At 69.1% G+C, this 13,314-nt stretch carries 16 protein-coding genes; 5 read left to right on the top strand and 11 right to left on the bottom strand.

Features of this window, described 5'->3' with window-relative positions:
• Positions 1 to 93 precede the first annotated feature (93 nt).
• Positions 94 to 933 (bottom strand): hypothetical protein, encoded by an 840-nt coding sequence (locus ACWGKQ_RS18660; protein WP_453293006.1) that lies wholly within the window; start codon positions 931 to 933, stop codon positions 94 to 96.
• A 1,083-nt stretch (positions 934 to 2,016) separates the two neighbouring features.
• Entirely contained in the window at positions 2,017 to 2,172 is a 156-nt protein-coding gene (locus ACWGKQ_RS18665) for a hypothetical protein (RefSeq protein WP_453293007.1), read from the bottom strand.
• Between the two features lie 327 nt (positions 2,173 to 2,499).
• Between ACWGKQ_RS18665 and ACWGKQ_RS18670 the strand changes: the two genes are divergently transcribed.
• The 3 genes from ACWGKQ_RS18670 to ACWGKQ_RS18680 all read left to right on the top strand — a co-directional run bounded on the left by ACWGKQ_RS18670 (position 2,500) and on the right by ACWGKQ_RS18680 (position 3,459).
• On the top strand, positions 2,500 to 2,772 hold the full coding sequence (locus ACWGKQ_RS18670) for a DUF317 domain-containing protein (RefSeq protein WP_453293008.1): 273 nt from the start codon (positions 2,500 to 2,502) through the stop codon (positions 2,770 to 2,772).
• Between the two features lie 37 nt (positions 2,773 to 2,809).
• On the top strand, positions 2,810 to 3,034 hold the full coding sequence (locus ACWGKQ_RS18675) for a hypothetical protein (protein ID WP_453293009.1): 225 nt from the start codon (positions 2,810 to 2,812) through the stop codon (positions 3,032 to 3,034).
• Positions 3,035 to 3,282: 248 nt separating this feature from the next.
• Positions 3,283 to 3,459 carry a hypothetical protein gene (locus tag ACWGKQ_RS18680; protein WP_453293010.1) on the top strand — a complete coding sequence of 59 codons (177 nt, stop codon included), beginning with the start codon at positions 3,283 to 3,285 and terminating at the stop codon, positions 3,457 to 3,459.
• 186 nt (positions 3,460 to 3,645) lie between these two features.
• On the opposite strand, the gene ACWGKQ_RS18685 is transcribed toward ACWGKQ_RS18680, so the two are convergent.
• On the bottom strand, positions 3,646 to 4,116 hold the full coding sequence (locus ACWGKQ_RS18685; RefSeq protein ID WP_453293011.1) for a proline dehydrogenase: 471 nt from the start codon (positions 4,114 to 4,116) through the stop codon (positions 3,646 to 3,648).
• A gap of 555 nt (positions 4,117 to 4,671) precedes the next feature.
• On the opposite strand from ACWGKQ_RS18685, the gene ACWGKQ_RS18690 reads away from it, so the two are divergent.
• Together ACWGKQ_RS18690 and ACWGKQ_RS18695 are read left to right on the top strand one after the other, a co-directional pair.
• Positions 4,672 to 5,490, top strand: a complete 819-nt coding sequence (locus tag ACWGKQ_RS18690) for a hypothetical protein (RefSeq protein WP_453293012.1) — start codon at positions 4,672 to 4,674, stop codon at positions 5,488 to 5,490.
• 88 nt (positions 5,491 to 5,578) lie between these two features.
• Positions 5,579 to 5,734 (top strand): hypothetical protein, encoded by a 156-nt coding sequence (locus tag ACWGKQ_RS18695; protein ID WP_362573828.1) that lies wholly within the window; start codon positions 5,579 to 5,581, stop codon positions 5,732 to 5,734.
• 375 nt (positions 5,735 to 6,109) lie between these two features.
• Here the strand turns inward: ACWGKQ_RS18695 and ACWGKQ_RS18700 are convergent, their stop codons facing one another.
• The 8 genes from ACWGKQ_RS18700 to ACWGKQ_RS18735 form a co-directional block, all read right to left on the bottom strand.
• A complete protein-coding gene (locus tag ACWGKQ_RS18700) occupies positions 6,110 to 6,517 on the bottom strand; it encodes a hypothetical protein (RefSeq protein WP_453293013.1) in 408 nt (135 codons plus the stop codon).
• A 67-nt stretch (positions 6,518 to 6,584) separates the two neighbouring features.
• Complete coding sequence (locus tag ACWGKQ_RS18705; protein ID WP_453293014.1) at positions 6,585 to 8,330, bottom strand: relaxase/mobilization nuclease domain-containing protein; 1,746 nt, start codon at positions 8,328 to 8,330, stop codon at positions 6,585 to 6,587.
• Positions 8,331 to 8,332: 2 nt separating this feature from the next.
• Positions 8,333 to 8,683 carry a plasmid mobilization protein gene (locus ACWGKQ_RS18710; protein ID WP_453293015.1) on the bottom strand — a complete coding sequence of 117 codons (351 nt, stop codon included), beginning with the start codon at positions 8,681 to 8,683 and terminating at the stop codon, positions 8,333 to 8,335.
• Positions 8,684 to 8,955: 272 nt separating this feature from the next.
• Entirely contained in the window at positions 8,956 to 9,177 is a 222-nt protein-coding gene (locus tag ACWGKQ_RS18715; RefSeq protein ID WP_453293016.1) for a hypothetical protein, read from the bottom strand.
• Between the two features lie 92 nt (positions 9,178 to 9,269).
• Complete coding sequence (locus ACWGKQ_RS18720) at positions 9,270 to 10,295, bottom strand: DUF2637 domain-containing protein (RefSeq protein ID WP_453293017.1); 1,026 nt, start codon at positions 10,293 to 10,295, stop codon at positions 9,270 to 9,272.
• Positions 10,292 to 10,888: a WhiB family transcriptional regulator gene (locus ACWGKQ_RS18725; protein ID WP_453293018.1), complete on the bottom strand. Its 597-nt coding sequence runs from the start codon at positions 10,886 to 10,888 to the stop codon at positions 10,292 to 10,294. Before ACWGKQ_RS18725 ends, ACWGKQ_RS18720 begins: the two co-directional genes overlap by 4 nt.
• 100 nt (positions 10,889 to 10,988) lie before the next feature.
• Positions 10,989 to 11,696: an ATP-binding protein gene (locus tag ACWGKQ_RS18730; protein ID WP_453293019.1), complete on the bottom strand. Its 708-nt coding sequence runs from the start codon at positions 11,694 to 11,696 to the stop codon at positions 10,989 to 10,991.
• A complete protein-coding gene (locus tag ACWGKQ_RS18735) occupies positions 11,696 to 12,637 on the bottom strand; it encodes a hypothetical protein (protein ID WP_453293020.1) in 942 nt (313 codons plus the stop codon). Before ACWGKQ_RS18735 ends, ACWGKQ_RS18730 begins: the two co-directional genes overlap by 1 nt.
• Between the last annotated feature and the right edge of the window lie 677 nt (positions 12,638 to 13,314).

Raw genomic sequence — 13,314 nt, forward strand, 5'->3', positions numbered from 1 at the left:
CGACAACCCGACAGGCCACCACTCCCACGGAACCACCACTCCTATCCCCGACCAGCGGAAACGCGTCGATCACGTCCTGAAAGACAACAACTTCTAAGCAGTCTCCCTGCTTTGATCGATCGCCTCGCCGCCGAGCGGCACGTGGGGAAGGACACACCAGCCGTCGCGATCCTGGCCTCCCAACCGGAGGCCAAGCGCCCCGAGCGAGTACCGCAGCCAGTATGGGACAGATTTCTCGGGAACGTCCTGCGGAGCAGTGGCCTGCTCATTGAACGCGCCGACAAGTTCGAGTTCCTGCATCAGACGCTGCTCGAGTATTGCGCCGTACGCCATGCCACCCGCAACGCCCAGGCTCTCGCCCGTACGCTTCACAACATGTTCCACCTCCGGTGGTACGGACGCTGGCGCTGGATCCACGTACGTCCCCTCAAAGAGCACATCTGGCGGAAGGAGATGGTCTGGAGACTCAGCCACGCGTCCTATCTCGGTTTCCTCCTCGAGGCCATACCTGATAGCCGTGAGGTAACCCGACTCCTCAAGCACGTGATCAGCATCGGAGGAGTCGAAGGATGCAATGTGGTCGCTCTGCAAGCAGAGCTGGGAACACGAATCCCTGTTCCGATCACCGAGACCGCCGTCTCCCTGCTCGATGACGTTGCCCGGGACGCCACCCGCGACAGCTGGCACCGCGTGAATGCGGCGCGGATCTTGTATCTCCTGGATGACGTGCGGGGTGGCGACCTTCTTGTTGCTCTGGCCGGCGACACTGCTGTCGGTCTCGATCCTGACCGTCTCGATGCCGAGTTCGAAGATGACGAGTCCCTCGCCGACATAAGCGACCAGCGCGTGTGGGCGGCCGAGTCTCTGGCGGAGCTCGGTGATGCCCGCGGTGCTGACCTCCTCTACCGGCTCGGTCTCGAACCCAGCCTGCACAGGGTATTCCGCAGGGAATGCGCAGACCGGCTGGCGGACCTCGGCGACGCCCGTACTACCGACCTCCTCGTTCGCCTCGCCTGGGACACCACCCTCGGCGCGTGCGACCGGGTGGGGGCGGCTGCGCGTCTTGCGCGTCTGGATCGCCCACGCGGTACCGCCCTGTTGCGTGACCTTGCCCGAGACCCCAGCGCTGACCGCCTGGGGGCAATCTGGTCTCTGTCGCGGCTCAGTGAAACGTGCTTCGCTGACCTTGCTGGCCTACTCGCCGACCTTGCCAACGACCTCAGCCTGCCGCCAAGCGACCGCATACAGGTAGAGCAATGGCTTGCGGTGCGCCGTGTGGGATTTCTTCACTGAGCAAGCTGTGCCGACTCTGGAACCACTCATAGAGGCCGCTCGCGCTCGTGCAGCGTCGGTAGCGCGCTGGCGCGCCGCTGCCAAGCCTCGGCGAAGGGTGTGGCGGCGTCGTGGTCCGCGTTTACGCCGGGGAGGGAGTGACCGAGGTCGGTTAGGTGGGCGGCGAGGCTGTCGGCCTCTTCGAGGGTGAGGGAGTGAGGGTCAGGGGGCGGGACGGAGTACGGAAGAAGGTCGCACGGACCTCGCCCGCATGCCAGCAGGCCGAAGATGGGGACGGCGCCATAGGTGCCGGCCCCGCGCGTACGCAGGGCCTCGGTCGCCGTCAGCGGGACGGTGTGAAGTATGGGACGCGAGCGCACGAAGTATCCGGCACGAGCGAGAAAGTCGCCGATATCTTCGGTGAGGTGCCAGCCATCTGGACTCATGCCCCATGATTCCGCGTGCTGTCGGCGTGCGCCCATGGTCTTCCGTTGGGAGAGGCGCGCGACCCCATCTGACGTCATCGACACATACTCGGAGGCCTACCTCACCGAGGGCCTGGCCCGGTCGTTGAGTCGGTCAGCGGAGTCTCAGACCGAGGCGGGCGCTCCTGGCCCCAACTCGCCGACGACGAAGTCGTCAAGGGACCTGTCGAGCCCCGACGCCACGACGCACCGAAGCCCTCCTCACAACAGGCCTCGTTCTGCTTGAAGTTAGCCGTTGCCGCCTCACTCGTACACACGCTCACATGGAACCGTCGGTCTCGACGCCCACAAGCCGTGCCAGTTCGCCCACGCTCAGCTCGATCCGGCGGCCGTCAGCCATCCGGGACCAGCCCAACGACGCCGCCTCAACGTCGTCGGCAGCCTCATCGTGCACGCGAATCTCCTCGCTGCTCAAGCCCGCTCCTCACTCTTCTCTCCACGTGGCCCTCGACCGGCCGCTCCCGCACCAGCTGAGCAGACCTCCGCTTCATTCCGCGCTGGACGGACAGCAGTCCTCGCACCCGCCGCAGTTCGCCCACGGCAGACGCACACTGCGGGCAACGACTGGAGACGCCGGCCAAGACCATGTCAACGTACGGGAGCCCGGAAAAGCAGCAGGTCAACGAAGGGTTCCCTGTTCGTGACGCTCACCACCACCGCCCCGTTCCAGCCCCCTGCAGAACCTCCTCGGCCGGCTCTCGGCGAGCGTGAGTGGCTCCTCGAATATCACCGCGCCCGACCCGTGACCGACCTTCTCAAGGACCAGGGATGGGACGTCGTCGCCGACGTGGACCGCAACGTCCACTACTCCAGCCCCGACCGCCGCGTCTACGTGGGCTTTCTCCCCGAACGCCGGCAGGCAGTACGCGGCGAGCTATGGCACATCCACGTCGCGGACAACGACGGAACCACTGCCTGGCGCCAGATCTTCGGACCAGACACCCCGGCACAGGCCGTCGCGGGATTCCTCGCCGCTCTGATCGCCTTCCCCACCCGCTACTGCACCTGGCTGTGACACCCGCTTCCGAACTCTCATCACCCAGGAGACTGTCTTGCGCTACAAGATCACTGTTGGCCAACTGGTCCGTCAGCTCCAGAACTTCGACCCTGACCTGCCTGTGTCCCTCGCCATCAATCCCGACTGGCCCTATGCCCACCACATCGGCCGCATTCTAGAGATAACTGGATCGAACGGAGCCGTCTATATCGCTGAAGACGGCCAGGAGTGCGTGCTGCCGCCCGCCGTCCGCAACCAGCTGGACTGGGCCAACGTATGACGTACCGCCCGCACGCACGACAGGTTGCTTCACCGATCAGCTCCCGCGACTTCTCGCAACGCCTGCTCCTCAGTGACCTGGTTCGTCACCCCATGCCGCAGTCCGCGCGTGGCGCTCTCCTCCGCCGCGTGCCTCCTCGTCCCACCCAACCGATCCACACGATGTGGATAACCAACCTCAACGCCGACCGCCTCCAACCCGGCTCCGTCCTCCTAAGCTGGGAGCCCCGCCTCGGAGACGGAATGGATGTGACCGCTCACCTCCGTCTGGCCTCGGCCGAAGTCCTCCTCGCCAGCTGGCCGGACCTCCACGGCGACTGGACCGCCGTCGTGCACCCTACGATTCACGAGGTCATCGGGCTTCACGCCGCCCTGTCCATCGCCACCGACGCGCTGCACCTCGCCAACCACCTGGCGACCCGCTGACTATCCGTTCACCGCGAACTTCCGAGGGCTGTCCCACGACTGGGGCAGCCCTCGTGGCCTGGGACATCACAGCCTTGTATCCGACAGCCGGGGTGCCTTCCTGATGCAAACCGCCGGTGCGCCCACGAGCGGACTAGCGTGTCCCGCTGTCGCCCAGGACGTCGGATGCCGCTACGCGAAGGTGCTTCACGGCCTGGTAGAGCAAGTGTTCCCGCTCGGCGGCGAGCGCGGTGTCCGCGGCCTTGGGGAGGTGTCTTCCGCGCGGGCGTCACGCACCATCCGCCGCACGACTTCGGCGAGGTCGTCGGACGCGTGAACGACGCCGTACCGCGCCCCCACTACAGAGGTCGGGCCCTCCAGGATGACAAGCTCGGCGGCCCTGTGGACACCGCGGGCCTGGGCGACGAAGTGCTCCATCTTCTCGTCGACATCCCGCAGGTCCGGCCGGTCAACCCGCAGCGCGTCGCGTACCACGTCCAAGGCGACATCACGGTCGTACAGCGCGCAAAGGTAGTTCGCGTAGGCGTCCCGGCGGTGCTGCCAATGCCACTGGCCGAACTGCGAGCGCGCCGCCGCACGTCCGGCGACCATCGCGGAGCCGAGGGTCGCGAGTGAGCCTACGGCGGCGCCGAGCAGCGCGGTGAGTCCAGCGTCCATCGCCCCATTCTGCCTACGCCCATACCAGCTAGAAGTTACGTGGAATCTGCCTGGGTGATCATGTAGCCCGGCTTCGTCCACGGACCTGGGGAATGGCCTGAGCAGTACATCGGCGTTGGTGGCCAGGTGGCCGGTACTGGCCCGGCATGAAGATGCGGCGACCTGGTTGCAGGCGTGGGAGGACCTCGGTCGTGCGCCGCGGACCTTGGACGCGTACGCACGGACGGCCGCTTCCCTGCCCCAGGACGCGCACGGGCCCAGGTGTGCGTGTTCCCCAGGTTCGCTCTTTGCCACGGATCTACGCAGCCAACGGGTTCTCAGACGGCAACCTTGAGGTCCTGGAGATGAGTCTGATTCGCTCTCACTGCTCGATGAGCTGCTATTCCAGCCCAACCCTTCCTCAAGGGGGTGATAGGGGGTGTGGCTCTATCAGTTCCTCCGGCACCGGTGAAGACGGGGCACGGGACGTGCGGTCGGGGTTCGGCCGGACCGCACGGTAGGGGCATGCTCTTCGCGGGGGCGCCGAGGCGGCGCTTACGGAGGGGAGCGGAAGCCATGGCCGAGCGAGTGATGAGCCGGGAAGAGTCGATCGAGTATCTGTTGCGGCGCTCGCAGCGGCGCTACGAAGAGTTCCCGATCCGTCAGGAGTTCGTCCGGACCCGCTTCAGGACCGAGTACGGGGAACCGACTTTCGGGCCGGGGCCCCTGTCCAAGCTTCTGCGAGCCCCACTCGCCCTGGAGCTGCTGCTGCTGGTCTATGCCGTCACGACCGGCGGCGACTTCGGCGTTACCGAGCGCTCGCAGCTGTGGGCGCGGGCAGCTGGCATCTACATGCGCCCCGACAAGGGGGCGAGCGTGGCCGTCTCCCGCCAGTGGCAGCACCTGGAGAAGCTGGGCCTGATCGACCGGGTACAGCACCGTCGCTACAAGCGAATCGTCAAGCGTCGGGAATGCGGCGGGCGGATCGGAGGGCTCGCGAGGCCCTACACCGTCCCCTCCGGTGCCGCGAACGATGTCTACTTCCGGGTTCCCTTCGCCTACTGGCGCGAGGGCCTGCACGAGAAGCTGGGGATGCCTGGCAAGGCCGTCCTGCTGGCGGCGATGAGCCGGCGGAAAGAGACCTTCACCCTCCCGCAGGACACCCGCGGCGCCATGACACTGGGCCTGAACCGCCACACGATGGCGCGCGGCATCGGCGAACTGCTGGACCTTCAGCTGCTGGTGAAGAGCGGGACCGACGAGGTGGAGAACGCGCTCACCCCGCGCGGCTTCCAGTGGGTGCACACCTACCAACTCGCTCCGCCGTTCAACGGGAACCTGAGCAACTCCGAGAGAGAGCGGCAGAAGGCCGAGCAGCTCAGGCAACCGGGATGACCGCCGACCATCAGCGACCGCGGGGCCGAGGACCGCCGGGCACGGCCGCCGCCCGAACCAAGCGATGAACAGGAAAGGAGGGATGAGAATGGCACTCCACCGTGAAGAACGACCGCGGTCGAAGGCCCGGCACGGCCAGCTCGTGCGCTGGTCGAGGACCGCGCGCGGCGCCTTCGCGTGGCACGCGCTGGACACCGTGCTGCTGGCCGTGCCGGTCGTGCTCAGTTGGTGGGCCGGCCGTTGAGGACGGACCGGCCCCTGGCTACCTGATCCGGGGGTCCGCGCTCGCTTTCGCAGGGCAGGGCGCGGGCCTCCGGCCTTGACGGCCGCCGTCGGCGGGGCCTGCCTGGTACTCGCCGCCCGGCAAGGGTAACCCCAGGCAACTGGGGAGGGCGAGGGCCGCGATGCCGTCGCTGGGGTCACCGAGGAGGGGCTGGAGGCCGCCCTCGACCTGATCGTGGTCACAGCAGCGAGTCTCTGACCGTCCCACGCCTGATTGACAAACCTGATTCCACAGAATTGACGTGTGTCCAGAGGCGAGACCTGGTCGTTCGCAAGGAACCTCGTGAGTCTGAGTGCATGGGTCAGCACGCGACGTCTGCGGCGCCCGGCCGCAGGGCTATTCGGGCCTGGGCTCAGTCAGATAGATGCCGACGAGTGTGCCGTCGTAGCCTGCGGCGTGGGCCGCGGCGTCCAGGCTCGGGTAGTCCTGGCCTCCGACGTCGATCATCGCCTCGTAGTCCGCGCTGGTCAGTTCGCGCTCGACCCACTGGTGTGCGCAACGGCAGCGGATGCTGATCTCGTCGCGGTCGCAGATCACCATCCAGTCGCGCCGGGCGCCGCACCGCGAGCACATCGCGGGGATCCCGGTGATGACGATTTCCTCGGGGTGGGTAGTGGCGCGGAGGCCGATGCTGCCGTCGCCGAGTTGCGTCTCCTGCTGGAGCCGCAGCAGAGGATCGTCGCCGAGGGCCGTCTCCGGCAGAACGGTTCTCTGAGTGTGGAGGCCTTCGTCGAGTATCTGCATTGTCTCCTTCTCCATATCAACCAGCCCTAACAGGCGCCGGCCGTCGGTGTCCAGCTCTTTGTGCTGCTCAGCGCTTTGGTCCCCGGTGGCGGGAGTCGACACGGCGGGTGTCGGCCGACCCATCGGGCGCTTGCGGCGGGGACGGGCGAGGGCGTGATCGGGTTGTCTGCGCGTTCGTACGGGCGCGTGGCGGGTCCATGGTGGCGGGGAGTTTGCCGATGCGTCGTACTCGCCAGACGAGGACGTCGGTGACGCTGTCCGCGGTGTCCAGTTCACGCCATTCGATGGCCTGCTGGAGCAGGGCATCGGGGTCGTGTCCTGCGCGCTCGGCCTGGTCCAGGGTGGCCACGAGTGCGTCCCAGCCGGGTTCGCGGCGTAGGGAGTCGGCATGCTCGGGCAGGACTGTTTCGAGAGTGCTGGCGTACCCCTCTCGTACGGGTTCGGGGAGGCGCCGGCCCTGCTCGCGCATCGCGATCATGGGAGCGGCGGCGGCCGAGCGGTAGGCGCCGCGCAGGTGTTGTGCGGCTCGTTGAGCGGCGGCTGCCTGCTGGGCGTGGCCGCGGGCGGAGTGCCAGCGCGCGGCGGCGATGGTGACGAGGACCATCGTGGACAGGACCATCGCGGTGGCGCCGCCGTCTTCGCCTTTGCCGAGGGCGTTGCCGGCGCGGATGATGCCGCGGGCGGCGGAGCGGACGGCTCGGTTGTCGGCGCGCTCGGCGCGGATGTGGGAGCGGGTGGCGCGTTCGAAGGCGTGGGCGGCCTCGGAGAGTTCCCCGCGGGTCGAGGGCGGGGCGGTCTGGGCGAGAGCGTCGAGGAGTTCGCCGGCGCCGACGAGTTGGGCGGCGGAGTCTTCGTCATCGTCCCCGTCGAGGATCGATACGGCTCGTTCGGCGACCGTGACCGCCTGGCGCCGTGCAGGGGCCGGGCGAGGTACTCGGTCATCTCCATGGTCCGTGATGGGCTCGCCATCGAGGCGCCCGGCCTCCAGGCGCTGGCGGATCCTGGGGAGGGAGAGGTCCGGGGCGAGTTTCGAGCCGGAGAACCAGACGGGTTCGGCGTCGCGGTTGCGGTCGCCTGGCAGGGCGACCTTGTATCCGAGTGCGTCGCCGGACGGGGCGATGCGTTGTTCGACGCGAAGGCCGGCTTCTGCGAGGCGGTGGAAGAACTCCTCCTCGCTGGCGGCTCCGGCCAGGGCGTGGCGGACGCTCTCCCGCAGGGACTCGCGGGGGGTCTCGGTCCGGCCGGTTCGCTCGGCCTTGGAGCGTTCGGCGCTGGTGGGGCGCTGGGCGGCGGTGCGATCGCCGCCGTTGAGGATCTGCAGGCCGAACTCCTTCTCGATCTTGCGGCATTCGGCCTGGGCGCGGATGCCGTCCTCGTGGCGGCGGGGGCGGCGGCCGTCTTCGCGGACCAGGGTGGCGACGAGGTGGATGTGGTCGTCGGCATGGCGTACGGCGATCCAACGGCAGGCCTTGTCGTCGCCATGTTCGGCGATGCCGGTGGCGTGGACGATGCGGCGGGCGACCTCGGCCCATTCGGCGTCGGTGAGGTGGCGGTCGCCGGGTGCCGTGCGCACGGGGCAGTGCCAGACGTGCCGGGCCGGGCGCAGGTCCTTCGGAAGGGCGAGGACGGGGAGGTCGAGCCGGTCAGCGAGTTGCTTGAGAGTGGCGGCCGGATCGCGTCCGGGGTCGTGGGCGAGTTCGGGCATCCAGGATGCGACGAGGTGCGGGTCTGTGTGCTCTTCGCGGCGGCCGGGTCCGTAGAGGTAGTTGAGGAGTCCGTACGTGCGGCTGCCGGTGGAGATGTCGGGGACCACCGTCAGCGCCGTGCGATGTCGATCGCGGCGGCCTCGACCCGGTCCGCGGCCCGCAGGACGCGGGCGACCGCGTCGTCCGCGTACTCCACCTGACCGCCGGAGTTGAGGATGCGGGCCACCTGGTTGAGGTTGTTGCCGGCGCGGGCGAGCTGTGCGCTGGCGGCCATCAGTTCTTCGACCCGGCCGCGCTGGTCCAACAGCCAAGGCTGCGGGCCTCCTTGGTCCCGGGCGACCGAGACCGCGGCGTCGGCGAGGAACCCGGCGGTCTTCAGGCCGACGGCTTCCGCGGCGTGCTTCACCAACGCGAGTTCGTCGGAGGTCAGTCGGACGCTGCGGACTTGGTCACGGTGCACGCTCTGACGCAGGCGAGGGCGCGTACGCGTAGTGGCGGGCGGGTTCGGGTCCTCTCCTGGCCGCGATCCGCCCTCGGTCGCGGCTTCCCAGCACGGCGCCCCCTGGTGCCGGGCTTCCGCCGCCCCTCCCGGGGCGGGGGCATGCGCTTCCGAAACTCCTCCGCGGCCCGTGGCCGCGGAGGAGTTTCGGAAGCTACAGCTTGCTCGGCCTCGTGCCGGGCAGTCACCTTGCCGCAGGTCAGAGGTTGTTTCGGGTGATTCGGAGCCTGCCATCAGTGCGTCCGGGCCTTCGTACGGCGCACGTCGCGGAGGATCTCGGCGACGAAGTCGAGCGCGAGGACCGGGTGATGCAGGGTGCGGGGCGTGCTGGCGGGGGTTCGCTGCACGGTCCAGGTTCCGTCCGGGCCGGGTTCGGCACGGTGCAGGTGGCCGTACCGCCGGAGCACGGTGATCCAGGCGTCCGCTTCGGCCGGGGTGGTCGGTGTGGTGCGCAATGTGTGTCTCCGGTGTGTGGAGGAGAGTTGGTGGGGTGCGGGCGGGCGGCCAAGTTGTGGCCGCTGGCCGCCCGCCTGTCCGGGCCGGTCGGTCAGCCGGTCCTGGTGGCCGACTTTTGGCTGCTCTCGGCGCGGAGTTGTCGCATCAGGGCGGTCAGTCGGTCGTTGGACAGCGTCTTGCCCTGTCCGCGGATGGCGTCCGCGACGACCTCGCGGGTGACCTTGCCCGCGTCGGCGACCGCCTGGCGGGCGATCGGCAGGAGGGTGTTCGCCGACGCGGCGGTGTCCGGGCCGCCGGTGTCCGAGGCCTCTGAGGCGGTGTCCCGGCTGGTCTCCGGCTCGGTGGCCGTGGGGGCGGCGAGCCGGAGACGGGTGATCGGGGCAGGTCTGCTGACCGGCTGTCCGCCCAGGTCAGTGGTGTCTCCGCCGTGCGTGGACTCCGGCTCCGGGACGCTCTGCGGGTGGTGTCCGGACGCCTCCTCCCGGTCAGCCATTCGCGGCACGTCCGGGCCGGAAGTGACCGCCGGACGGCCGTTGTCCGGCCGGGAGAGCGCGGCCGAGTGCCCGGAGGTGACCGGGACCGGCCGGTGTCCGTCCGCCGCCTGCGGAGTCTCCGGCCGGTCAGTGGTGATCCGGTCAGTGCGGACGGCGACGGTGTCCGGGTGTCCGTGGTGACCGGCCTCGGTGACCCGGCGGGCGATGAGGATGTACAGGTGGACGGCTCCGGCCAGGGCGAGCGGAGCGAGGGTGGACAGGGCGCCGACGGTGACGTCGCCGAGTCGGAGTCCGCCGCCTTCGGGATGCTGCTGGTTGAGGCGTACGGCGTGGAGGGCGTTGGCCCAGATGCTGGCGGTGGTCGCCGTGCCGAACAGCGCCCACACGTACAGGCGGGCGGCGAAGGCGGCGGTGCGCAGGACCAGGAGGGCGCGTACTCCGTAGGCGATGAAGCCGTCGATCACCAGGGGGAAGAGGAACGTGAGGGGTCCTCGGACGTGGATGGCGGTGGCCATCTGTTGCAGGGCGTCGTACGAGAGCGCGCATCCGGCGCTGCCGAGCGCGACGATCGCGGCCCGGTCCCAGCCGGTCATCCGCGCCGGTGTTGGGGCGTTGTGGCTCACGCGGCCGTCCCGAGGTCGCCACGTGCGGGGGTCTCGGCTGCGGGTGCCTTGAGCTTCGTGGTGGGGCTGGCCTTGGGCTTCTTCTTCCCCTCGTTCACCGTCTTCCTGTGGTCGACGGCGCGGTTGCGGATCTTCCGGCGGGTGCGTCGGTAGAGCTTCTCGGCGTGCTCCTCGGTGATTTTGAGCAGCCAGGCGAGCCGCTCGGCCGGCACCTTGGCGTGGTAGGCGGCTATGACGACGGCGTCGCGCTCGGCCTGTGTGAGGTGGATGTCGCGGCCGTCGAGTACGGCGTTGACTCGGGCGTAGTCGCAGCGGCGGTGGAGCTTGCGGTGCAGGGGGTCGCGTTCCTCTTCGGTCATGCCGCCCCGGATGCCGTCGCGGTCTCCGTTTTCGAGGGCGGCGTCCAGGCAGGTGGCACGGACGGGGCACTGCGCGCACAGGGCCTTGGCAGCGCGGATGCGGTCCATCTCGTCGGGCTCGGGGAAGAAGATGTCCGGATCGACCTGGTGATGGGTCGTCGAGCGGCAGGCGGCGCTGTCGTGCCAGGTGAGGTCGCCGAGGATGCGCGGCGTCTGGTTCTCGGTGCTGTGCATGTGGGTGTCTCCGGTCGCCCCGGGAGCGTTTTGGGCAGGCGCGTCCCAGGGGTTGGTGCGTGAAGGAGGCGGAGGTGGTGGCAGCCGGTCGCGGCGGGGATCAGACGGCGGGGATGCGGCGACGCTCGGCTGCGAGGGCTCGTCTGCGGTCGGGGCCGTCGAGGATGACCTTGTCGCTCATCTCGGTCAGCCGGGAGGCGACCCGGTCGCCGATGTGCTGACGCAGGTCGGCCATGCCGAGGTTGGTGGTGACCAGCGTCGGGAGCATCTCGTTGTAGCGGCGGTTGATCAGCCGCATCGTGATCTCCTCGGTCCACTCGCTGTTCTTGGCCGCGCCGAGGTCGTCGATGATCAGCAGGGGGCAGCGGGCGAGGTCCATCAGCTCCCGCTCGCCGTCGTGCCCGGGGCGGGGTCGCAGTTCGGCGTACAGGTCGGCGGCCGTGGTCGCCTTCCAGCGCAGCCGTACGCCGGCGATGAGCAGCGAGCGGATCGCGCCGTACGCCTGGTGGGTCTTGCCTGTGCCGGTGGTGCCGACGATCAGCAGCGAGCGGCCCTGCGCGATGCCCCGGGCTCCCTCGGGTCCGGGACGACCGGCCTCGGCGATCTCGCGGACCCAGGCGGCGACCGCCGGGTGGTCGGCGACGGCTGCCCGGTAGCGGGCCGGGATTCGGGCCTGTGCCGCCTGGAGGGCGGGGATCGGTTCGACCGGGTCGGTGAGTTGCGCGGCCGGGTCGATACCCCGTGAGGTGAGGATGTTGGCCAGGCGTCGGGCGATGCCGCCGACGGGCTGGGCGTCGTGATCGCGCATCACAGCTCCTCGGCGTAGGCGGCGGCAGGGTCGGCGGGATTGGCCCAGGCCCGGTGACCGGGCACGTTAGGCCGCGATTCCGTCCGCACCAAATTGGTGGGGGTGGCGTTCATGGCCTCGTGGACCAGGCTCGGCAGGGTGCTCGGGTGCAGCCCCTTCGCCCGGTGGCGGGCCAGACCGGCCCGGACGTGGTCCGGATCGATGCCCTCCGCGAGGAGCTTGGCGGTCTCCCGTCCGAGGTGACCGAGTACGCCGCTGGGCGGGCGGTGAGCACAGGCAGCGGCGTACTCGGCCATGAGCTGCTGAGTCGAGACGGTCTCCGGTGCGGGGGCGCCTGCGCCCCCCGAAGGAGAAGTAGTTCCTAGATCCAAGTTCCTAGGTCCTAGATCCGGACCGTGAGGGCTCATCGAGGGCTCACTGAGTCCTCCGTGAGCGCTCCGCGAGGGCTCACGAAGTGTGCTCTGAGCTGCAGTTTTGTGGGGGCTGGGGATCTCGTCCCGGGTACGTGAGCCCTCACTGAGTCCTCCGTGGGTCTTCACGGAGGACTCAGTGCCGTCTCCGTGAGTTCGCAGTGCGTCCGGAACGGGCTGCTCGACATCGTGGTGCGGGCAGGCCGGGAAGCGGACGCCGCTCGGCCGGTTGATCTTCTGGTGCTGGCGCCAGGTGACGATGTGCAGGTACCTCTTGCCGTCGTCGCCTCCATAGCGGCAGATCAGGTGGGCGGCGGCGAGCTGGGTCAGGTCGTCCTCGACGTCCACGGGTCCGTGCTCCGGGCGCAGCGACCACAGCAGTCCGGTGATCACGGCAGGCTGGTCGCGGAAGCGGCCGTGGTCGTCGGCCTGGGTGAGGAGGCCGAAGAAGGTCCGCTCGGCGGCGAGGGAGACGGCGGCGAGCGACTCGGACGCGAAGGCTTCGGGCTTGATAGTTCGGATCCGGGCCACGGGTCAGCGGCCCCCGACCGATGGAGCGCAGGCCCCCGCCGTGGGACGCAGGGACCCGGTGGTCAGGTCGAGGTCATGCGCCCCGTCCCAGTTCGCCCCGGGAAAGGCTCGGATCACCCAGCGGGCGGCGGCGGTTCGCTGGGTCCGGTTGAGAGGTATGGGTTGTCCCCACTCGTCGTACGCGCGGGTATAGGGACTCGGCCAGGTCTGGCCGGGCTGGCGCTGCGAGACGCGGATGATGCGGGCACCAGGCACCATGTCCGCCAGGAGGACAGCCAGGCGGTGCTGACGGATACCGTCCGTGGGTTCAACGGCCTTGGCAGGCCGGGCGGTGATCGCCCTTCCGATTCGGGACGCGGGCATGCGACAATTCCTCACTCGTAGGTGGGGTGGGACGGCCGTTCTCGTCGAAAAGGCCAGCCGACTCGCCCCGGTTATCAATCCGCACCCTCAGGGGTGGCGGGCTCGGCGCCCGGGAGCCGCTAACTCCTGGGCGCCGTCCTCATTTCCTGCTGGAAATCGCAGAGTTGACGCTGGGCGTGGTTTCGCTTTCCTCCATTACGGGGTCATCGCTCGGCGGTGCCGGCGTTGGACCAGCAACATATGCAACACGTGGTGAACACTCCAGCGGACAGCGGACACTGTGGGAAGCCGACGCCAACTCGACATATACCGCT

It is taken from the genome of Streptomyces sp. NPDC054770, from assembly GCF_053611985.1.

Bases quoted from the DNA above. Each gene is read 5' to 3' on its own strand.
- ACWGKQ_RS18685 (WP_453293011.1), bottom strand. From the start codon at position 4,116: ATGGACGCTGGACTCACCGCGCTGCTCGGCGCCGCCGTAGGCTCACTC.
- ACWGKQ_RS18690 (WP_453293012.1), top strand. From the start codon at position 4,672: ATGGCCGAGCGAGTGATGAGCCGGGAAGAGTCGATCGAGTATCTGTTG.
- ACWGKQ_RS18695 (WP_362573828.1), top strand. From the start codon at position 5,579: ATGGCACTCCACCGTGAAGAACGACCGCGGTCGAAGGCCCGGCACGGC.
- ACWGKQ_RS18700 (WP_453293013.1), bottom strand. From the start codon at position 6,517: ATGCAGATACTCGACGAAGGCCTCCACACTCAGAGAACCGTTCTGCCG.
- ACWGKQ_RS18725 (WP_453293018.1), bottom strand. From the start codon at position 10,888: ATGCACAGCACCGAGAACCAGACGCCGCGCATCCTCGGCGACCTCACC.
- ACWGKQ_RS18730 (WP_453293019.1), bottom strand. From the start codon at position 11,696: ATGCGCGATCACGACGCCCAGCCCGTCGGCGGCATCGCCCGACGCCTG.